We start from the raw sequence: 19942 nt of genomic DNA on the forward strand, positions 1-19942 counted from the left end.
CCCGGGCCTCAGGCCTCGGCGCTGGTGATGTCTTCCCAGAAGGTCTTGGCCTTCTTGAAGAAGCCGGAGGACTTCGGATGCTGCTGGTCGCCGCACAGGCCGGCCAGTTCGCGCATCAGCTCCTTCTGGCGGGCGGTCAGCCGGGTCGGGGTCTCGATATAGAGCTCGACCACCAGATCGCCGCGCTCGCGGGTGCGCAAGGAGGGCATGCCGCGCCCCTTCAGGCGGACGGTCTTGCCGGTCTGGGCCCCCTCGGGGACCTTGACCACGATCTTGCATTCGCCGTCGCAGTCGGCCCCGCCGAGCAGGCAGGGAGCCTCGATGTCGCCGCCCAGGGCGGCGACGCACATCGGCACCGGCACGGTGCACAACAGGTCCAGGCCGTCGCGCTCGAACAGCTCGTGCGGCCGCACCGACAGGAAGATGTAGAGGTCGCCGCGCGGGCCGCCATGGGCCCCGGCGTCGCCCTCGCCGGCCAGGCGGATGCGGGCGCCGTCGTCGACGCCGGCGGGGATGCGCACCTGCAGGGTGCGGTCGCGGCGAACCTGGCCATGGCCATGGCAGTCCCGGCACGGATCGAGCACCAGCCGCCCGGCCCCGCCGCAGCGCGGGCAGGTGCGTTCGATGGCGAAGAAGCCCTGGGCCGCGCGCACGCGCCCGGCCCCGCCGCAGGTTCCGCAGACGGTGGGGCTGGTGCCCGGCTTGGCGCCGGAGCCCTCGCAGGTCTCGCAGGTCACCGAGGAGGGAACGGTGATCTCGACCTCGGCGCCGGCATAGGCCTGCTCGAGGGTGATCTCGATGTCGTAGCGCAGGTCCTGGCCGCGCTGGGGGCCGCTCTTCTGGCGCCGGCCGCCGCCGAACATGTCGCCGAAAGCGTCGCCGAACACCTCGTTGAAGATGTCGTGGATGTCGCCGAATCCGGCCTGGCCCGGGCCGCCCGCGCCGCCGTTGACGCCGGCGTGGCCGAAGCGGTCGTAGGCCGCGCGCTTCTGGGGATCGGAGAGGATCGAATAGGCCTCGTTCAGCTCCTTGAACCGGCCCTCGGACTGGGTGCAGCCCGGATTCTTGTCCGGATGGTGCTGCATGGCGAGCTTGCGAAAGGCGGATTTGAGCTCGGCCCCGTCGCAGGTGCGGCTCACGCCCAGGATTTCGTAATAGTCGCGCATGGCGGCGTCAGATCGTCATTTCATGAGTTTTTGAGGTGGGTGCGGCGGCGCTCCGCCGCAAGCCGCGGAGCCGGGTCGCGCCGCGCCGTTCGCCGCACGCGGCGACCGCCCGCCAGACCGGATGTTCGGAAAGGGATGCGGTCGCCGGCACGGCGGTCAGCCTCAGGCCGACTTCTTGTCGTCGTCGACTTCCTCGAACTCGGCGTCCACGACGCCGTCGTCCGCGCCATGGGCCTGGCCGGCTTCGCCGCCGGCGGCCTGTTGGGCCTGATACATGGCCTCGCCCAGCTTCATCGAAGCCTGGACCAGGGCCTGGGTCTTGGCCTGGATGGCCTCGAGGTCGTCGCCGTCCTTGACGGCCTTGAGCTCGGTCGCGGCCGTCTCGATGGCGCCCTTCTCGGCCGCGCCGACCTTGTCGCCGTGCTCGGCCATCGCCTTCTCGGTCGAGTGCAGGATGGCGTCGGCCTGGTTGCGGGCCTCGACCAGATGCTTGCGCTTCTCGTCGTCGGCCTTGTGCGACTCGGCGTCCTTGACCATCGCCTCGATGTCGGAGTCCGACAGGCCGCCGTTGGCCTGGATGCGGATCGACTGCTCCTTGGCGGTGGCCTTGTCCTTGGCGGTGACGTGGACGATGCCGTTGGCGTCGATGTCGAACGTCACCTCGACCTGCGGCACGCCGCGCGGGGCCGGGGGGATGCCGACGAGGTCGAACTGGCCGAGCGTCTTGTTGTCGGCCGCCATCGGGCGTTCGCCCTGGAACACGCGGATGGTCACCGCCGACTGGTTGTCCTCGGCCGTGGAGAAGGTCTGCGAGCGCTTGGTCGGGATGGTGGTGTTGCGCTCGATCAGGGGGGTGAACACCCCGCCCAGGGTCTCGATGCCCAGGGTCAGCGGGGTGACGTCGAGCAGCAGCACGTCCTTGACGTCGCCTTGCAGCACGCCGGCCTGGACCGCCGCGCCCAGCGCCACGACCTCGTCCGGGTTGACGCCCTTGTGCGGCTCGCGGCCGAAGAAGTCCTGCACGGCCTGCTGGACCTTGGGCATGCGGGTCATGCCGCCGACCAGGACCACCTCGTCGATGTCCGACTTCTTGAGGCCGGCGTCCTTCAGCGCCTGCTCGCAGGGGCCGATGGTCTTGGCGATCAGGTCCTCGACCAGGGCTTCGAGCTTGGCGCGCGACAGCTTGATGTTGAGGTGCAGCGGGCCCGACGCGTTCATCGAGATGAAGGGCAGGTTGACCTCGTACTGCGTGGTCGAGCTCAGCTCCTTCTTGGCCTTCTCGGCCTCTTCCTTCAGGCGCTGCAGGGCCAGCTTGTCGTTGCGCAGGTCGACCCCGGTCTCCTTCTTGAACTCCTCGGCCAGGTAGTCGACCAGGCGCAGGTCGAAGTCCTCGCCGCCGAGGAAGGTGTCGCCGTTGGTCGACTTCACCTCGAAGACGCCGTCGCCGATCTCGAGGATCGACACGTCGAAGGTGCCGCCGCCCAGGTCGTAGACCGCGATCTTCTTGCCGTCGTTCTTCTCAAGCCCGTAGGCGAGCGCCGCGGCCGTCGGTTCGTTGATGATGCGCAGCACTTCCAGGCCGGCGATCTTGCCGGCGTCCTTGGTCGCCTGGCGCTGGGCGTCGTTGAAATAGGCCGGGACGGTGATGACCGCCTTCTCGACCTTTTCGCCCAGATGGGCCTCGGCGGCCTCCTTCATCTTCTGCAGGATGAAGGCCGAGATCTGCTGCGGCGAATAGTCCTTGCCATGGGCGCGCACCCAGGCGTCGCCGGTCGGGCCCTTGACGATGTCGTAGGGCACCATGCCCTTGTCCTTGGCGACCACGGGGTCGTCGAAGTTGCGGCCGATCAGCCGCTTGATGGCGAAGAGGGTGTTCGATGGGTTGGTGACGGCCTGACGCTTGGCCGGCTGGCCGACGAGGCGCTCGCCGTCGTCAAGGATGCCCACCACGGAGGGGGTGGTGCGCACGCCCTCGGCGTTCTCGATCACCTTAGGGCTCTTGCCGTCCATGATCGCCACGCACGAATTGGTCGTGCCGAGGTCGATGCCGATAATCTTGCTCATCGAAGTCTGTCGCTCCTGTCTGGCGGACGGGGATTTCCGGGCCTTCATCCGAAGCGCCGCTTGTGATCCTCGCCCCCGTTCGATCCGGTGTTCGAAACTATGGGGCCGTTGTCGTGGGCCCCGGAAACGGCAGCGGTTCACGAGACCGTAATCCGCTTTCAGAAGCCGCATATGGGAAGGACGGGGGGGTCCGCAAGAGGAAGACCACAGACTTGATAGGGTTGTGCGCCCGCCGGCCCGGTTTCGCGCTAAAAGCGGCGGATGATCGAGGATCGGGGCTTTCGACTGTTTCCCGGGCGGCTGGACGAGGCGGTCCAGCGCGCCCTGGTCGACGCCGTGTTCGCCGCCGCCGCCGACGCGCCGTTCTACCGGCCGCTCACCCCCGGCGGCCAGGCCATGAGCGTCGAGACCACCAACCTGGGCGAGGTCGGCTGGTTCACCGACGCGCGGGGCTATCGCTATGTCGACCGGCATCCGCTGACGGGCGCGCCGTGGCCGCCGATCCCGCCGGTCCTGCTCGACCTGTGGGCGGATGCGGCCGGCGCCGCCGCCCCGCCCGACGCCTGCCTGGTCAACCTCTATCGCGACGGCGCGCGCATGGGCCTGCACCAGGACCGCGACGAGGCCGACTTCGCCTTCCCGGTGCTGTCGGTGTCGCTGGGCGACACCGCCGTGTTCCGCCTGGGCGGGACCAGCCGCAAGGACCCCACCCGCTCGGTGCGGCTGACCTCGGGCGACGTCTGCCTGCTGAGCGGGCCGGCGCGGCTGGCCTTCCATGGCGTCGACCGGGTGCTGGCGGGCTCCTCGCGGCTGGTTCCGGGCGGCGGCCGCATCAACCTGACCCTGAGGCGGGCGCGGCCGGGCCCGGCGAATTTATGACTCGACGCGGGAGGCGGAACGGCGATTGAATCGGTCAAAATCGCCAACGAAAGCCGCTTCGCCATGGTCACCCTCACCCGGCCCGAAGGGTCGCAGGACGCCGACTTCTCGCCCAGCCGCCGTGCGCTCGGCGCGATGTTCTTCGCCGGCTACGCCCTGGCCGCCGTCTCGGCCCAGGCCGAGGCGATCCACACCGACGAGGCCGGCCTGATCGCCGGCGAGGTCGCGATCCCGCAGGCCGACGCCCCCCTGCCGGCCTATGTCGCCCGGCCCGACGCCAAGGGCCGCTATCCGGTGGTGGTGGTGGTGTCCGAGGTGTTCGGCGTCCACGAATACATCCGCGACCTCTGCCGCAGGCTGGCCAAGCTCGGCTACGTCGCCGTCGCGCCGGCCTTCTTCCACCGGGCCGGCGATCCCGCGCCCCTGACCGACTTCGGCCAGATCCAGAAGATCGTCGCCACCGCCACCAACGCCCAGGTGCTGGGCGACATCGGGGCGGTGCTGACCTGGCTCAAGGCCCAGGATTTCGTCGATCGCGGCCGCATGGCCGTCACCGGTTTCTGCTGGGGCGGGGCGGCGGTGTGGATGGCGGCGGCCCGTTTCCCCGAGTTCAAGGCCGGAGCGGCCTGGTACGGCCGCCTGTCGCGGCCGGCCAAGGACCAGTTCCTCGGCGACGAGGACCGGCCCTGGCCGCTGGACGTGGTCGGCGACCTGCGCGCGCCGGTGCTCGGCTTCTACGCCGGCAAGGACAAGGGCATTCCCCTGACCGACGTCGAGACCATGCGCGCCAAGCTGCGCGACGCCCGCAAGAAGGGCGACCTCATCGTCTATCCCGAGGCCCAGCACGGCTTCCACGCCGACTACCGCTCGACCTATGACGAGCCGGCGGCCAAGGACGCCTGGGCCCGCATGCTCGACTGGTTCGCCAGGAACGGCGTCAAGCCGGGCGCCAAGCGCGGCGCGTTCGGCTGAAGCCCGGCGAGCGCCCGCCACCCCTGCGCCATCGCGGAGAAGGGGCGGGCGAGCGAAGCCCGCGCGAGGTCAGGCCTTGGTGTCGAAGGCGCCGCCGGCGGGATCGGCGGCGTTCTGGGCGTAGGGGTTGGTCTCGGCCGGGGCGGGGGCGGGCGCAGCGGCCTTGGGGCTGACCACCACCATGGCCGGGCGCACCAGGCGGCCGAACAGCTCGTAGCCGCTCTGCAGCACCTGCAGCACCGAGCCGGGGGCGACGTCCTCGGCCGGCTGCTCCATCATCGCCTGATGCAGGTGCGGGTCGAAGCGCTCGCCGCGCTCGGGGCTCACGCGCTTGAGCTGGTTGCGCTCGAACGCCTCCTGCAGGGCCTTGTTGGTCATGTCGAGGCCGACCGTCAGGTTCTTGACCGAGGCGTCCTCGGAATCGCGCGGGGCGTGCTGCAGGGCGCGCTCCAGGTTGTCGGCCACGCCGAGCAGGTCGCGGGCGAACTTCTGGATAGCGTAGGCGCGGGCGTCGTTGGATTCGCGCTCGGCCCGACGCTTGACGTTCTCGGCCTCGGCGGCGACGCGCAGCATCTGCTCCTTCAGCGAGGCGACCTCGGTCAGGGCCGCTTCCAGGGCGGCGTCGGCGTCGAAGGCCTCGGCCCGCTCGGCGTCGGCGTCGTGATGGTCGGGGGCCGGCGTTTGGTCGTCGGTCATGTCGCAATCCTCTAGGACTCAAGCAATCGCCCGAGCACCCTCGCCGTATAGTCCACCAGCGGGATCACCCGAGCATAGTTCAGACGGGTCGGGCCGATCACGCCGATCGCGCCGAGCACCCGCTGCCGGCCTGTCATATAGGGCGCCGCGATCACGGCGGAACCCGAAAGTGAAAACAGCCGCGTCTCGGCGCCGATGAAGATGCGCACGCCCTGGGCCGCCTTGACGTCGTCCAGCAGGCTGATCAGCTGCTCCTTCTGTTCGAGGTCGTCGAACAGCATCCGCACCCGCTCCATGTCCTCCAGCGCCGCCCGGTCGTCGAGCAGGTTGGCGCGGCCGCGCACGATCAGCGACCGGGCGGCGCCCTCGCCGCCGCTCCACGCCGCCAGGCCGTCCTCGACCAGGCGGGCGGCGGTCTCGTCCAGCTCGCGCCGGGCGATGTCGAGCTCGCCGCGCATCTCGGCCCGGGTCTCGCCCAGGGTCCGCCCGCGCAGCCGGCCGTTGAGGAAGTTCGAGGCCTCCTGCAGCGCCGCCGGGGTCAGGCCGGCGGCCAGGGTCATCAGGCGGTTCTCGACCGAGCCGTCTTCGAACACCATCACCGCCAGCGCCTGGTCGACGCCCAGGGCGACGAACTCCACGTGCTTGACCCCGGCGTCGCGGATCGGGCTGACCACGATGCCGGCGCCGCCTGCCAGGCCCGACAGCAGGCTGCTGGCCTCGTTGAGCGCCTCCTCGAACCCCCGGCCCCGCGCGAACAGCCGCGCGTCGATGGCGCGGCGCTCGTCCTCGGCCAGGTCGCCGACCTCGAGCAGGCCGTCGACGAACAGCCGCAGGCCGGCGTGGGTGGGGATGCGCCCGGCGCTGACATGCGAAGCGCCCAGCAGGCCGAGATGCGCCAGGTCCTGCATGGTGTTGCGGATCGAGGCCGGCGACAGGTGCACCCCGCCGCGCGAGACCGTGCGCGAGCCGACCGGCTCGCCGGTCTCCAGATAGGTCTCGACCACCCGCCGGAAGATGTCGCGGGCGCGACCGTCCAGTTCGGCGATGGTGGGCGTGCGCGCCGACGGCGGGCCGGACTGAAGGATGCTCGTCATGACTGTCGATCTAGGATAAGCGCGGCGTCATCCATTGGCAAAGCCGCTATCGCTCATAACGAGGCCCTCCCCATGCGTCCTTCCGAACGCGCCCCCGACCTCCTGCGCCCGGTCGCCTTCGAAACCGGCGTCAACCGCTACGCCGAGGGCTCGTGCCTCGTCTCGTTCGGCCACACCAAGGTGCTGGTCACCGCCAGCGTCGACGAGAGCGTGCCGCCGTTCCTGCGCGGCCGAGGCCAGGGCTGGGTGACGGCCGAATACGGCATGCTGCCCCGCGCCACCCACACCCGCGGCCGCCGCGAGGCCGCCGCCGGCAAGCAGTCGGGCCGCACCCAGGAGATCCAGCGCCTGATCGGCCGCAGCCTGCGCGCCGTGGTCGACCTCAAGGCCCTGGGCGAGCGCCAGATCAGCATCGACTGCGACGTGATCCAGGCCGACGGCGGCACCCGCACCGCCTCGATCACCGGCGCCTGGGTCGCCCTGCGCCTGGCCACGCGCCACCTGATGGAGGAGGGCGTGATCGCCGCCGACCCGATTCTAGACCAGGTGGCGGCGGTGTCGTGCGGGGTGTTCGCCGACACTCCGGTGCTCGACCTCGACTACGAGGAGGACTCCAACGCCGAGGCCGACGCCAACTTCGTGCTGACCGGAACCGGCCAGATCGTCGAGATCCAGGCCACCGGCGAGAAGCGCGGCTTCAGCCAGGGCGAGTTCGACGCCCTGTTCGGCCTGGCCCGCAAGGGGATCGGCGAGCTGATCGCGATGCAGAAGGCGGCGACGGCCGCCTGAGCCGGCGGCTGGCCCGCCGCGCGGCCCGGCTAGCGCTTCACCGGCTTTTCGAGATCGGACACGGCCTCGACGATCGCCTCGACGCGGCTCTGGATCACGGCCTGGGCGTCGGTCAGGCCCTGGTTGTAGAAATGCGGACCGAGCGTCTCGGCCAGGAAGTCCAGCAGATCGACCGCGTCGAAGGGCGCGATCTCGACGTCCAGCGTCTCCTTCAGGTGGCGCACGATCTGGCGCGCCAGCATCTCGCGGGTCGGGCGGTCGAATTCGATGCGGGCCATGGGCTAGTCCTCGCCGCCGTCCGGATCATCCGGAGGGCCCGGCTCGAACGTCACGATGTCGCCGGGCTGGCAGCCCAGTTCGCGGCACAGGGCGTCGAGGGTCGAGAAGCGGATGGCCCGGGCCTTGCCGGTCTTGAGGATCGACAGGTTGGCGATGGTGACCCCGACCCGGTCGGCGAGCTCGGTCAGCGACATGCGCCGCTCCAGCAGAACGCGGTCGAGATGGACGCGAATGGGCATTGCGACGGCTCCAGCGCCCTAGATGGTCAATTCGGCTTCGCGCCGCAGGCGCGCGCCCTCGCGGAACACCTCGGCCAGGACGAACACCACCAGCACGGCGAACCAGGCGGTCAGGCTGACCCCGGCGTCGGCCTTGTTCACGCCCGGCGCCAGCCAGGCGAACAGGCCGGCGACGACGTAGCGCGACAGCTCCAGCAGGGCCAGCATCACGCCGATCACCCGCAGGCGCCGCACATTGTCGGGCTGGAACGGGTCGCCGGCGATCAGGGTGGCGAAGATGCGCCGCAGCCGGCCGACGATGATCAGCACGCCGCCGACATAGAGCCCGCCGGCGGCGATGGCGCCCATGACGGACGGTCCGCGCTGGCTAAGCTCGGTGACCTCGCCGTTGATGGTGATCGCGCCCTTGAGCAGGTCGGGATTGGCCACCAGCACGCCGCTGGCGATGAACCCGATCAGGACGGCCCCCGCGACGATCCACAGCGCCACATAGACAACGTCGAGAATAATCTTCAGCAGGCTCGAAACCGAGCCCGGTCCCAAGGCGCGCATGCGCCCCTCCCCTACAGTTTCGCGATCGCCGGCGACGCCGCCGACCGCCGATCCTTATGGCAAGGTCGCGCGGACGGCGAGCCGATATCGCGTCCTGTCCGCATCGCGCCGCGCTCAGAGCGACGGGGCGACGAACAGGAAGGCGCTGATGGGCAGGCAGGCCAACAGGCCGGCGGTGACGACGGGGGCGACACGGTCGAGAACCAGGACAAAGGCGGACATGATGGAACTCCCTCGATTGTGCGTTGCAACACGGAAGCGCTCTCCCTTTGGCTTCCGCAGGGCGACCTCAGGTCGTCCTTGATGACAATCGATATGCCCGCATCGCTTTTCGATCAACGAAATTATCGAAAAACGATATTAAACCTTCGTAATGGATTACCTTCCCGTAACGCAGGTGCGAAGCGTCAGGCGGGAGAGACCACCGTCGCCGCCATGGACGGCCGGGCGGCCGCCGTCTCGCTCCAGGCCGCCAGGGCCGGGCGGCCGTCGCGCCAGCGGTCGTCCGGGAAACGTAGGTCGAGATAGCCGACGGCGCAGGCGGCCGCGATCTCGCCGATCCCGAATCCGGTCAGGCCGGCCGCCGCTTCGGCCTCCAGCGCGTCCAGCCCGGCGGTCATGGCCAGGGCCTGGCGGACGATGACGTCGTCGTGGCGGACGTCCTGCCGGATCGTCTCCATGCGCCGGCGCACCGCCGCGTCGCAGATCCCGTCGGCCAGAGCCTCCAGCCGCAGCGCCCGCCACAGCGCCGCCCCCGGCGCCGGATAGAGCCCGCCGCCGCCCAGGTGGTCCAGGTACTGGCAAATCACCCGGGAATCGTAGAGCGGCGCGCCGTCCGCCAGCACCAGCGCCGGCACCTTGGCCAGGGGATTGGCGCCGCGCAGCGCCTCGTCGGTCCAGGGATCGACGAACGCGACCGGCAGCGCGATCCCCAGCTCGTGCGCGCAGACGCGGACCTTGCGGGCGAAGGGCGACATGGGGGAGTAGAGAAGCTTCATCGGATGCGGCCCTTTGCAAGGTGGCGATATGGCGCTGAAACTGGAACCGTCGACACGGCTTGTCGTGGCTACCCACAATCCCGGCAAGGTCAAGGAGATCGCCGCCCTGCTCGAGGACCGCTTCGACTTGGTCTCGGCCGCCGAGCTGGGCCTGGCCGAGCCGGACGAGACCGAGGCGACCTTCACCGGCAACGCCCTGCTGAAGGCCCGCGCCGCGGCCCAGGCCAGCGGCCTGGTCGCCCTGGCCGACGATTCCGGCATGTCCGTCGCCGCCCTCGACGGCGCCCCCGGGGTCTATTCGGCCCGCTGGGCGGGGCCGGCCAAGGACTTCGCGGCGGCCATGGCCAAAGTCGAGGAACGCTTGGCCGAGACCGGCCTCGAGGACCGGGCGGCCTGGTTCACCTGCGCTCTCGCCGTCGCCTGGCCAGACGGACCGGCCGTGGTGGTCGAGGGCCGCGTCGACGGCGTCCTGACCTTCCCGCCGCGCGGGACCAAGGGCTTCGGCTACGACCCGATCTTCCAGCCCGAGGGCTTCGCCGCCACCTTCGGCGAGATGGAGCCGGCGGCCAAGGACGCCATGAGCCACCGCGCCCGCGCCTTCGAACAGCTCAGGGCCGCGCTGTTTTGAGCCCGCCCGCGCCCGCGCAGGACGCCGCTTCGCGAGGCGCGCGCCCGACCGGGGCTCCCCCGCTGGGGGTCTATGTCCACTGGCCCTACTGCGCCCGCATCTGTCCCTATTGCGACTTCAACGTCGTGCGCGACCGGGGCCAGCCTGAACAGGCGGCGCTGGCCCAGGCCATCGTCCGCGACCTGGAGGCCCAGGCGGCGCTGACGGGGCCGCGGCGGCTGGTCTCGGTGTTCCTGGGCGGCGGCACGCCGTCGCTGATGGACCCGGCCTGGGCGGCCGAGATCGTCGACGCGGCCAGGCGGCTGTGGCCCGCCGACGGCCCCGTCGAGGTGACGCTGGAGGCCAACCCCACCGACGCCGAGGCCGGCCGCTACGCCGCCTTCGCCCAGGCCGGCGTCCAGCGCCTGTCGCTCGGCGTCCAGGCCCTGGACGACGACGCCCTGCGCCTGCTGGGGCGCAACCACGACGCCGCCGAGGCCCGCCGCGCCGCCGAGGCCGCCGCCAGCGCCTTCCCGCGCCTGTCGATCGACCTGATCTACGCCCGTCCCAGCCAGACGCCCGCCGCCTGGGCCGCCGAGCTGGCCCAGGCCGTCGCCTGGGGGGCCGAGCACGTCTCGCCCTACCAGCTGACCATCGAGCCGGGCACCGCCTTCGACCGCCTGGTCGGGCGCGGCCGGCTGGTCCCGCCCGACCAGGACCTCGCCGCCGCCCTCTATGAGACAACCCAGGAGACGCTGGAGGCCGCCGGCTTCGAGGCCTACGAGGTGTCGAACCACGCCCGCGGCCCGGCCGCCCGCTCGCGGCACAATCTCGTCTACTGGCGCGGCCAGGACTATGTCGGGGCCGGACCTGGCGCCCATGGCCGCCTGACCCTGGGGGCGCCGGCGGCCGGCGGCCGGGCCGCGACCTACGCCGAGCCCAAGGTGGCCGACTACATCCGCGCGGTGGAGCGGACCGGCCTCGGCTGGCGCGACCGCGAGGACCTGACCCCGCGCGAGGCGGCGCTGGAGCGCCTGCTGATGGGGCTGCGCACCGTCGAGGGCGTCGGCCTGGACGAGCTGGCCGCCCTCCCCGTCGACCCGGCCAGGCTGACCGACCTCCAGGCGCTCGGCCTCGTCGCCGTCGCGGACGGCCGCCTGACCGCCACCATGCCGGGACGCGCCGTCCTCGACCGCCTGACGGCCGAACTGGCGGCCTAGAGCCCGAACGCGGCGCGAACGCGCGGGCGGCTAGCCCCGCGCGCGCCGAACGGCTAAGCCAGGGGCCCGTTTCGCACCCGCGTGAGATCGCCCTTGGCCGTCCATGTCCCGCCGCCGCCCCTGAGCCCCGCGCCGCTGGCGCCGGGGCTCTACATCACGGCGACGCCGATCGGCAATCTGCGCGACATCACCCTGCGCGCCCTCGACGTGCTGGCCCAGGCCGACCTTATCCTGGCCGAGGACACCCGCGTCACCGGCAAGCTGCTGGCGGCCTACGGCCTGTCGAAGCGGATCGAACGCTATGACGAGCACGCCGCCGAGCGGATGCGGCCCAAGATCCTGGCCGCCCTGGCCGAGGGCCGCCGAGTGGCCCTGGTCTCCGACGCCGGCACGCCGCTGGTCTCCGATCCCGGCTACCGCCTGGTCGGCGAGGCGATCGCCCAGGGCGCCGCCGTCCATCCCATCCCCGGGGCGTCGGCGACTCTGGCCGCCCTGACCGTGGCCGGCCTGCCGACCGACCGCTTCCTGTTCGCCGGCTTCCCGCCGCCCAAGTCGGCCGCCCGCCAGGCCTTCCTGCAGGACCTGGCCGGGGTGCGCGCCACCCTGGTGTTCTTCGAGGGCGGCTCGCGCCTGGCCGCCAGCCTGGCCGACATGGCGGCCGTGCTGGGCCCGCGCCCGGCGGCGGTGGCTCGCGAGCTGACCAAACTCTACGAGACCTGCATACGCGGCCCGCTCGACGTGCTGGCGGCCGATCCCCGCTTCGAGGCGCCCAAGGGCGAGATCGTGGTGGTGGTCGGGCCGGGCGAGACCGCCCCGGCCAGCGCCGACGACGCCGACCAGGCCCTGCGCGAGGCGCTGACCCGCCTGGGTCCGGCCGACGCCGCCTCGGAGGTGGCCAAGGCGCTGGGGCTCAACCGGCGCGAACTCTATCGGCGGGCGCTCGATCTCAAGGGCGTCCACGGGCGGTCCGAATGAGCGGCCGCGGAACCTCGGTCGACCGACCCGCCCGGGACCGCCGCGCCCAGGATCGCCGCGAACGCGGAGCCGAGGCGCGCCGGTCCGGACGGCGCGGCGAGGCCTGGGCGGCGGCGTGGCTGATGCTGAAGGGCTATCGCATCCTGGGCTTTCGCCTGAAGACGCCCCAGGGCGAGATCGACCTGCTGGCCCGGCGGGGCGACGTGGTCGCCGTCGTCGAGGTCAAGCGCCGCGCCACCCTGGAGCAGGCCCTGACGGCGGTGTCGCCCGACCAGCGCGAGCGCCTGCGCCGGGCCGGCCGCAACCTCTGCGCCCGGCGCGCCGACCTGCGCGACGCCGTCGTGCGCCTCGACCTGATGGCCCTGGCCCCGGGCCGCTGGCCCCGCCACGTCGCCGACGCTTGGCGGCAGGACGCCGGCCGGCCATGACCCGCGACGAGGCCGAGACCGTCCTGGCCGAGGCCGGTCGATGCGCCGACGGCGCCTTCCCGCTGTTCGAGGCGGCGCTGGCCTGCGCCGTTCACGACGACCCGGCCCGCGACCCGGAGCCGGCCCGCGCCCTGGCCCGCGAGGCTGCGGCCCGCCTGACCGAGCGCCTGGCCCGCGAGACGCCGGAGGAAGCGCTGGCCGAAGCCCTGGCCGGCGACCTGCGCCTGGCCGGCGACCTGATCACCTACGACCATCCGGCCAACGCCGACCTGATCGCCGTGGCCCAGCGGCGCAAGGGCCTGCCCGTGGCGCTGGGCGTGTTCTACATCGAGGCGGCGCGGCGGTGCGGCCTGGACGTGAGGGGCGTCGACTTCCCCGGCCACTTCCTGCTGAGGATCGAGACCGTCGAGGGGCCGATGGCGCTCGACCCGTTCAGCGAGGGCCGGGTGGTGCTGCCGTCCGAACTGACCCGGCGGGCCCTGCGCACGGGACTCACCCCCGACGTCGCCGCCGACCTCGACGCCCTGATGCGGCCGGTCAGCGACCGGGCCGTCGCCATCCGCCTGCAGAACAACGTCTTCGCCCGCGCGGCGGCGGCCCACGACTATGCCCGCGCCGAGCGATCGGCCCTCAGGCGGGCCCTGCTCGACCCCGCCGACCACCGGCCGTGGATCGACGTCGCCGCGGCCCGCGAGGGACAGGGCGCGCTGGCGGGGGCCTTGCAAGCGCTGTCCCGCGCACAGATGTTGGACGGCGGCGCCTCCATCGCCGCCCGCGTCGCGCGCGAACGCGTGCGGCTGAGGCTGAACTGATCTTTATGCGGAGCTTTTAGCATGGCCTTGAAGGTCGCCATCCAGATGGACCCCGTCGAGGGGATCAACATCGACACCGACACGACCTTCGCCCTGATGCTGGAGGCCCAGGACCGCGGCCACGCCCTGTGGGTCTATACGCCCGACAAGCTGTCCCTGGAGGACGGCCGGGTGCTGGCCCGCGGCCGGTCGCTGACCCTCCAGGCCGTCAAGGGCGATCACCACCGCCTGGGCGCCTGGGAGACGCGCGATCTGTCCGAGGTCGACGTGGTGCTGATGCGGCAGGACCCGCCCTTCGACATGGCCTACATCACCGCCACGCACTTTCTCGAGGTCATTCATCCGCGCACGCTGGTGGTCAATAATCCGGCCGAGGTGCGCAACGCCCCGGAGAAGCTGTTCGTCACCGGCTTCCCCGGCGTGCAGCCGCCGACCCTGGTGACCAGCGACCGCGAGGCGATCCACGATTTCCGCGACCGGCACGGCGACATCGTCCTCAAGCCGCTTTATGGCGGCGGCGGCTCGGGCGTGGTGCGGCTGAAGGCGGACGATCCCAATCTCGACGCCCTGCTGGAGCTGCACGCCATGATCGGCCGCGAGCAGGTGGTGGCCCAGAAGTTCATTCCCGCCGTCTCCAAGGGCGACAAGCGCATCCTGCTGGTCGACGGCGAACCGGTGGGCGCGATCAACCGCGTGCCGGCCGACGGCCAGGTGCGCTCCAACCTGGCGCGGGGCGGACGGGCCGAGGCCGTGGACCTGACCGCGCGCGACCGCGAGCTTTGCGCCGTCATCGGACCGGAGCTGAGGCGGCGCGGCCTGTTGTTCGTAGGCATAGACGTGATCGGCGAGTATCTGACCGAAATCAACGTGACGTCGCCGACCGGCGCGCAGCAGTTGAAGCGGTTCGGCGGCGCCGACGTCGCGTCGATCCTCTGGGATCGGATCGAAGCCCTCCGCACGACGACCTAGCTGTCAGCGTGCGGCGACCTGATCCGCGACTTTTACGACAATCCTCGTCATAGTTTCTGTAAAAGTTCCATTTTTGTTCTTGATCCTCCCCTCGGCCCGTGCTGAGCTTGTGGATAAGTCGGGGGACGGAACAGATGGTCGCGCGGGTCGTCACGCTGGCGTTCGAGGGCGTCGAGGCCCGCAGGGTCGACGTCGAGGTCCAGCTGACCGGCGGCGAAGTCGCCTTCGTGATCGTTGGCCTGGCCGCCAAGTCGGTGGCCGAGAGCCGCGAGCGGGTGCGGGCGGCCTTCGCCGGCCTGGGCCTCGCCCTGCCGGCGCGGCGCATCGTGGTCAACCTCGCCCCCGCCGACCTGCCCAAGGAAGGCAACCATTACGACCTGCCCATCGCGCTCGGGGTGATGGCGGCGATGGGCGTGATCGCCCCGGACGCCCTGCACGGATGGGCCGCCATCGGCGAACTGGGTCTCGACGGCCAGATCGCGCCCGTGGCCGGGGCCCTGCCGGCGGCGGTGGCCGCCGACGGCCTCGGGCTCGGCCTGATCTGCCCCGAGGCCTGCGGGCCCGAGGCGGCGTGGGCCGGCGGCTGCGCCGTGCTGGCCCCCCGCTCGCTGATCTCGCTGGTCAACCACTTCAAGGGCGCCCAGGTGATGGGCCCGCCGGCGCCCGGGCCGATGGTCGACGGCGAGCGCGCGCCGGACCTGCGCGACGTCAGGGGCCAGGAAGGCGCCAAGCGCGCCCTGCAGATCGCCGCCGCCGGCGGCCATAACCTGCTGTTCGTCGGCCCGCCCGGATCGGGCAAGTCGATGATGGCCCAGCGCCTGCCCGGCCTGCTGCCGCCGCTGTCCCCGCGCGAGCTGCTGGAGACCTCGATGGTCCACTCGGTCGCCGGCCTGATCGCCAGGGGGACGCTCACCCGGGCCCGGCCCTTCCGCGCGCCCCACCATTCCGCCTCGATGGCCGCCCTGACGGGCGGCGGTGTGCGGGCCAAGCCGGGGGAGGTGTCGCTGGCGCACAACGGCGTGCTGTTCCTCGACGAGCTGCCGGAGTTCAGCGCCCAGGCCCTGGACAGCCTGCGCCAGCCCCTGGAGATCGGCGAGGTGATGGTGGCGCGGGCCAACGCCCACGTGCGCTATCCCGCCAGGGTCCAGCTGGTCGCGGCGATGAATCCCTGCCGTTGCGGACATGGCGGCCCCGGCCGGGGCGCGTGCGGCCGCGCGCCCCGCTGCCGGCAGACCTACCAGGCCCGGGTCTCGGGGCCGCTGCTCGACCGCATCGACCTGCAGGTGGACACCCCGGCGGTGACCGCAGCCGACCTGGCCGCCGCGCCGCCCGCCGAAGGCACGGCCGAGGCCGCCGCCCGCGTCCGCGCCGCCCGCCAGGCCCAGCACGACCGCGCCGAGGCGGCCGGCGACGGCGCGCCGGCCCTCAACGCCAGGGCCGAGGGGGAGTTCCTCGAACGGGCGGCCGGCCTGGACGGACCGGGCCGCGCCCTGCTGACCCGCGCCGCCGAGGCGGGCGGCCTGACCGCGCGCGGCTGGACGCGCACCCTGAGGCTGGCCCGCACCATCGCCGATCTCGACGGGGCGGCGGCGGTGCGCCGCGTCCACGTGGCCGAGGCGCTGATCTACCGGCGGCTGGGCGAAACAGGCGCGGCGCCGGCCGAAGCCGGGATGGGCGCGGCCTGACCCGCCGGACGGCCGCCGCATGGCCGGCCCCGCGGACGTCTTCCCGACGCGCGTTCCGACCGCTAAGGTTGAGCAAGGACGATGGAGCTTATCGATGATCACGCGTAGACCGGTGACGACCACGCTCGCGGCGCTGGGTCTGGCGACGGCCGCGCGGGCCGCAGCGGCCCAGGCGCCGGGGGTGGTCGGGTCCTGGACCGGCGTCCTGTCCGCCGGCCCGGCCAAGCTGCGGCTTCGCCTCGTCCTCGGCGCCGACGGAACCGCGACGCTCTACAGCCTCGACCAGGGCGGGGCGGCCATGGCCGGCAAGGCGAATGCGCTGGCCCCCGAGAAGATCGAGGTGGAGATCGCCGCCGTCGGGGGCCGGTTCGCCGGCAAGCTGGTCTCGGCCGATCGCATCGATGGGACGTGGAGCCAGGGCGGAGCGGGCCTTCCGCTCACGCTTAAGCGAGGCGACGCCGGGCTGCCGAAAGGCGAGCCGCTCCCGGCCGCCCTGCCCGCCCCGGCTCCGCTCACCCCCGAACTGCTGGAATCGCTGCGTCGCGCGTCGGGATCGCCCGCCCTCGGCGCGGCGGCCCAGCGCCGGGGCGGCCAGACCCTGGCCTGGGCCGCCGGCCTGCGCCGCCTGGGCGGCGCCGACCCCGTCGGGCCGGCGGACAAGTGGCACCTGGGCTCGATCACCAAGTCGATGACCGCGACCCTGGTCGGCCGGCTGGTCGAGGCCGGACAGCTCAAGTGGGACGACACCGTCGGCGCCTTGCTGGGCGACAAGGCGCCCGACATGCGGCCGGAATACCGCGCGGCGACCTTGCGGCACCTGGCCAGCCACCGCTCGGGCCTGCCGGGCGACCTCCCCGACGGCCAGCTCGCCCGCTTCCCGCGCGAAAGCGCCGACCCGCGGGAGGACCGGCTGGCCTATGCGCGCATGGCCCTAGCCCTGCCGCCCAAGGGCCCGGCCGGAACCACCTATGAATACGCCAACAACGGCTATGTCGTGCTGGGCGCCATCATCGAGCGGCGGCTGGACAAGACCTGGGAGGCGGCGATCCGCGAGCGGCTGTTCGAACCGCTGAAGCTGGGCTCGGCCGGGTTCGGCGCCCCGGACCGCGAGGGGCCGGGCCAGCCTTCCGGCCACACGGCGGCGGCCGACGGCGTGTTGCGCGCCTTCCCGGCTTCCGGTCCGTCGGACAACCCGGCCGTCCTCGGCCCGGCGGGGCGGGTCCACATGACCCTGCAGGACCTCGTTCTCTATCTGGCGGCCCATCGCGACCAATCCCCGCTGCTGACCCCCGACACCTGGCGGACCCTGCATACCCCGCCCTTCGGCGGCGACTACGCCATGGGCTGGATGGTGCAGCCGAACGGCGTGCTCTGGCACAACGGATCGAACACCCTCTGGTACGCCATGGCCGCCTTCCATCCCGGCCAGGGCGTCGCTTCCGCGGCGGCGGCCAATGACGGACGGATGGCGAGCGTCGCGCCGGCCGTCGAACTGGCCGTTCACGACGCGATCTTGTCGGCCAAGGCCTGAACGGAGGGCGGCGGCCGACGACGCATGGTCCGCGCCATCAAGGGCCGCCCCGACGTCTGGACGAAACGGGCGCGACGACGTCACCCGATGTTGGGATGAGCGCGGCTTGACCTGCCGTTAAATCCGGCCGGCTAGGATCGACCTGTCCAATACTCTGGAACCGCATGACCGACGCCGCCGACATCCTCAACGCCCTCGACATTCCGGCCGCCGTGGTCGACGCCGCCGGCGCCGTGACGGCCAACGCCGCGTTCGACGCCGCCGGCGGCGCGGCGGCCCTGGCCGTGCGCCCCGGCGAGACGCTGCGGACCGGGTTCGACGCCGCCGCGCTGGCCTGGACGGCCAAGGCGCTGCCCGGCGGGGCGAGGCTGATCTCGGGCCGGGCGGCCGGCGGCGGACGCGACCGCTTCCTGGCGGCGCTGAGCCACGAACTGCGCACGCCGCTCAACGGGGTTCTCGGCATGGCCGGCCTGCTGGAGGCCACGCCGCTGGCCGCCGAACAGCGGGTCTATGTCGCCGCCGTGCGCGACAGCGGCGAGCACCTGCTGGGCATGGTCAACGACGTTCTCGACCTGGCCAAGCTGGACGCCGGCAAGCTGGTCCTGGAGACGGCGCCGGTCGAGATCGACGGATTGCTGCAATCGGTGTGCGAGCTGCTCAGCCCCCGCGCCCACGCCAAGGGGCTGGAGATCGCCTGGTCGGCCCCCGGCGGGTCGCCGCCGGTGATGGCCGACGACGGCCGCCTGCGCCAGATCCTGTTCAACCTCGCCGGCAACGCCGTCAAGTTCACCGAGCACGGCGGCGTGATCCTCGGCGTCGAGGCGGCCGGCGCGGCGAACGGCCGCAGCCGCCTGCGCTTCACCGTCCGCGACACCGGCCCCGGCGTCCCCGAGGCGGCGCGCGAGGAGATCTTCGAGGAATTCGGCCACGCCGACCCGCGCCACGGCGCCCGGCTGGACAGCACCGGCCTGGGGTTGGCCATCGTCCGCCGCCTCGCCGCGGCCTTCGCCGGCCGGGTCGGGGTCGACAGCGCTCCGGGCCAGGGCTCGCAGTTCTGGTTCGAGGCCGAATTCGATCTCGCCGGGACGCCCCGGACCGGGCCGTCGCTGAAGGGGGTGACGGTGGCGGTCGCCTCGCCCAGCGCCATCGTGCGCGAGGCGCTGGCGCTGCAGGTCGCGGCGGCCGGCGGCCAGGTCCTGGCCTGCGAGACGGCCGAGGCCGCCGAGGCCGCGCCCGCCGGCGCGGTGGTCCTGATCGACCACGCCTTCGCCGGTCCGCGCCGGCTGGTCAGGCCCCTGGCCGACCGCCCGTGCCTGATCCTGCTGGCTCCCGAGGAGCGGGCCCGCATCGGCCGCTACCGGGCCAAGGGTTTCGCCGGCTATCTGATCAAGCCGCTGCGCCAAGCCTCGGTGGCCGCGCGCGTGCTGGCGGTGCTGGACGGCGCCGCCGCCGCGCCGCACGACGAGCGCGCCGCCGCCGCCCGCCCGCTCGGCCTGCGCGTGCTGCTGGCCGAGGACAATCCGATCAACGCCCTGCTGGCGCGCACCCTGCTGGAGCGCGAGGGATGCAGCGTCGAGCGCGCCGCCGACGGCGCCGAGGCGGTGGCCGCCGCCGGCCGCTCGGCCTTCGACCTGATCCTGATGGACGTGCGCATGCCCGGCATGGACGGCCTGACCGCGGCGCGGACCCTGAGGACCCAGGGCGTCGCCGCGCCGATCATCGCCCTGACCGCCGACGCCTTCGAGGAGGATCGCCGGGCCTGCCTGGCGGCCGGCATGAACGACTTCCTCACCAAGCCGCTCGACCGGGGCGCCCTCAAGGCCGTCATCGCCCGCGCCAGCGCCGCCGCGACCTCGCCGCCGGCCGCCAGGCGGGCCCAGAGCGCCTGAGGCGGCGCGTTCGCCGCGGCCCGGACGACTGGACGCCGGGCCTGCGGCGGGCCAAGCTCCGCGCCTGATTTGGGGGCTGCGCGAGCGCGCGGAGACGT

Annotated in this window: 20 protein-coding genes; 12 read left to right on the forward strand and 8 right to left on the reverse strand. The window is 72.6% G+C overall.

Annotated elements, in window-relative coordinates:
• Nucleotides 1–8 precede the first annotated feature (8 nt).
• Both dnaJ and dnaK read right to left on the reverse strand, forming a co-directional pair.
• Nucleotides 9–1166, reverse strand: a complete 1158-nt coding sequence (gene dnaJ / locus C5708_RS05360; RefSeq protein ID WP_242918646.1) for a molecular chaperone DnaJ — start codon at nucleotides 1164–1166, stop codon at nucleotides 9–11.
• A 162-nt stretch (nucleotides 1167–1328) separates the two neighbouring features.
• A complete protein-coding gene (dnaK, locus tag C5708_RS05365; protein WP_242918654.1) occupies nucleotides 1329–3230 on the reverse strand; it encodes a molecular chaperone DnaK in 1902 nt (633 codons plus the stop codon).
• A gap of 261 nt (nucleotides 3231–3491) precedes the next feature.
• Between dnaK and C5708_RS05370 the strand changes: the two genes are divergently transcribed.
• Nucleotides 3492–4109: an alpha-ketoglutarate-dependent dioxygenase AlkB gene (locus C5708_RS05370; protein ID WP_242918656.1), complete on the forward strand. Its 618-nt coding sequence runs from the start codon at nucleotides 3492–3494 to the stop codon at nucleotides 4107–4109.
• A 63-nt stretch (nucleotides 4110–4172) separates the two neighbouring features.
• Nucleotides 4173–5081 (forward strand): dienelactone hydrolase family protein, encoded by a 909-nt coding sequence (locus C5708_RS05375; protein WP_242918658.1) that lies wholly within the window; start codon nucleotides 4173–4175, stop codon nucleotides 5079–5081.
• A 69-nt stretch (nucleotides 5082–5150) separates the two neighbouring features.
• On the opposite strand, the gene grpE is transcribed toward C5708_RS05375, so the two are convergent.
• A complete protein-coding gene (gene grpE / locus C5708_RS05380; RefSeq protein ID WP_242918660.1) occupies nucleotides 5151–5777 on the reverse strand; it encodes a nucleotide exchange factor GrpE in 627 nt (208 codons plus the stop codon).
• 11 nt (nucleotides 5778–5788) lie between these two features.
• A complete protein-coding gene (gene hrcA, locus C5708_RS05385; protein ID WP_242918662.1) occupies nucleotides 5789–6871 on the reverse strand; it encodes a heat-inducible transcriptional repressor HrcA in 1083 nt (360 codons plus the stop codon).
• A 72-nt stretch (nucleotides 6872–6943) separates the two neighbouring features.
• Here hrcA and rph point away from each other — a divergent pair, with 72 nt between their 5' ends.
• On the forward strand, nucleotides 6944–7660 hold the full coding sequence (rph, locus tag C5708_RS05390; protein WP_242918664.1) for a ribonuclease PH: 717 nt from the start codon (nucleotides 6944–6946) through the stop codon (nucleotides 7658–7660).
• A 29-nt stretch (nucleotides 7661–7689) separates the two neighbouring features.
• Here the strand turns inward: rph and C5708_RS05395 are convergent, their stop codons facing one another.
• The 4 genes from C5708_RS05395 to C5708_RS05410 form a co-directional block, all read right to left on the reverse strand.
• A complete protein-coding gene (locus C5708_RS05395) occupies nucleotides 7690–7938 on the reverse strand; it encodes a DUF2164 domain-containing protein (RefSeq protein WP_242918666.1) in 249 nt (82 codons plus the stop codon).
• 3 nt (nucleotides 7939–7941) lie between these two features.
• Complete coding sequence (locus C5708_RS05400; RefSeq protein ID WP_242918668.1) at nucleotides 7942–8178, reverse strand: helix-turn-helix transcriptional regulator; 237 nt, start codon at nucleotides 8176–8178, stop codon at nucleotides 7942–7944.
• Nucleotides 8179–8196: 18 nt separating this feature from the next.
• The gene (locus C5708_RS05405; RefSeq protein WP_242918670.1) at nucleotides 8197–8730 is read right to left on the reverse strand and encodes a DUF2975 domain-containing protein; all 534 of its coding nucleotides are present in this window, start codon (nucleotides 8728–8730) and stop codon (nucleotides 8197–8199) included.
• Between the two features lie 407 nt (nucleotides 8731–9137).
• Nucleotides 9138–9728 carry a glutathione S-transferase N-terminal domain-containing protein gene (locus tag C5708_RS05410; RefSeq protein WP_242918672.1) on the reverse strand — a complete coding sequence of 197 codons (591 nt, stop codon included), beginning with the start codon at nucleotides 9726–9728 and terminating at the stop codon, nucleotides 9138–9140.
• Nucleotides 9729–9756: 28 nt separating this feature from the next.
• Here C5708_RS05410 and rdgB point away from each other — a divergent pair, with 28 nt between their 5' ends.
• The 9 genes from rdgB (at nucleotide 9757) to C5708_RS05455 (ending at nucleotide 19844) form a co-directional block, all read left to right on the forward strand.
• Nucleotides 9757–10356 carry an RdgB/HAM1 family non-canonical purine NTP pyrophosphatase gene (rdgB, locus tag C5708_RS05415; RefSeq protein ID WP_242918674.1) on the forward strand — a complete coding sequence of 200 codons (600 nt, stop codon included), beginning with the start codon at nucleotides 9757–9759 and terminating at the stop codon, nucleotides 10354–10356.
• Between the two features lie 62 nt (nucleotides 10357–10418).
• Nucleotides 10419–11555 carry a radical SAM family heme chaperone HemW gene (hemW, locus tag C5708_RS05420; RefSeq protein ID WP_242919636.1) on the forward strand — a complete coding sequence of 379 codons (1137 nt, stop codon included), beginning with the start codon at nucleotides 10419–10421 and terminating at the stop codon, nucleotides 11553–11555.
• 93 nt (nucleotides 11556–11648) lie between these two features.
• Nucleotides 11649–12530, forward strand: coding sequence for a 16S rRNA (cytidine(1402)-2'-O)-methyltransferase (rsmI, locus tag C5708_RS05425; RefSeq protein ID WP_242918676.1), 882 nt, complete (start codon nucleotides 11649–11651; stop codon nucleotides 12528–12530).
• Nucleotides 12527–12958, forward strand: coding sequence for a YraN family protein (locus C5708_RS05430; protein ID WP_242918678.1), 432 nt, complete (start codon nucleotides 12527–12529; stop codon nucleotides 12956–12958). Before rsmI ends, C5708_RS05430 begins: the two co-directional genes overlap by 4 nt.
• The gene (locus tag C5708_RS05435) at nucleotides 12955–13770 is read left to right on the forward strand and encodes a transglutaminase family protein (RefSeq protein ID WP_242918680.1); all 816 of its coding nucleotides are present in this window, start codon (nucleotides 12955–12957) and stop codon (nucleotides 13768–13770) included. The genes C5708_RS05430 and C5708_RS05435 overlap by 4 nt, the downstream gene beginning before the upstream one ends.
• Nucleotides 13771–13791: 21 nt before the next feature.
• Nucleotides 13792–14739 (forward strand): glutathione synthase, encoded by a 948-nt coding sequence (gene gshB, locus C5708_RS05440; RefSeq protein WP_242918682.1) that lies wholly within the window; start codon nucleotides 13792–13794, stop codon nucleotides 14737–14739.
• 134 nt (nucleotides 14740–14873) lie between these two features.
• Nucleotides 14874–16424, forward strand: coding sequence for a YifB family Mg chelatase-like AAA ATPase (locus C5708_RS05445; RefSeq protein WP_242918684.1), 1551 nt, complete (start codon nucleotides 14874–14876; stop codon nucleotides 16422–16424).
• Between the two features lie 94 nt (nucleotides 16425–16518).
• Nucleotides 16519–17955 (forward strand): serine hydrolase domain-containing protein, encoded by a 1437-nt coding sequence (locus C5708_RS05450; protein ID WP_242918686.1) that lies wholly within the window; start codon nucleotides 16519–16521, stop codon nucleotides 17953–17955.
• A gap of 164 nt (nucleotides 17956–18119) precedes the next feature.
• Nucleotides 18120–19844 carry a response regulator gene (locus C5708_RS05455; RefSeq protein WP_242918688.1) on the forward strand — a complete coding sequence of 575 codons (1725 nt, stop codon included), beginning with the start codon at nucleotides 18120–18122 and terminating at the stop codon, nucleotides 19842–19844.
• The last annotated feature ends 98 nt before the right edge of the window (nucleotides 19845–19942 follow it).

Source organism: Caulobacter sp. CCUG 60055, from assembly GCF_022750545.1.
Lineage (GTDB): Bacteria > Pseudomonadota > Alphaproteobacteria > Caulobacterales > Caulobacteraceae > PUIC01.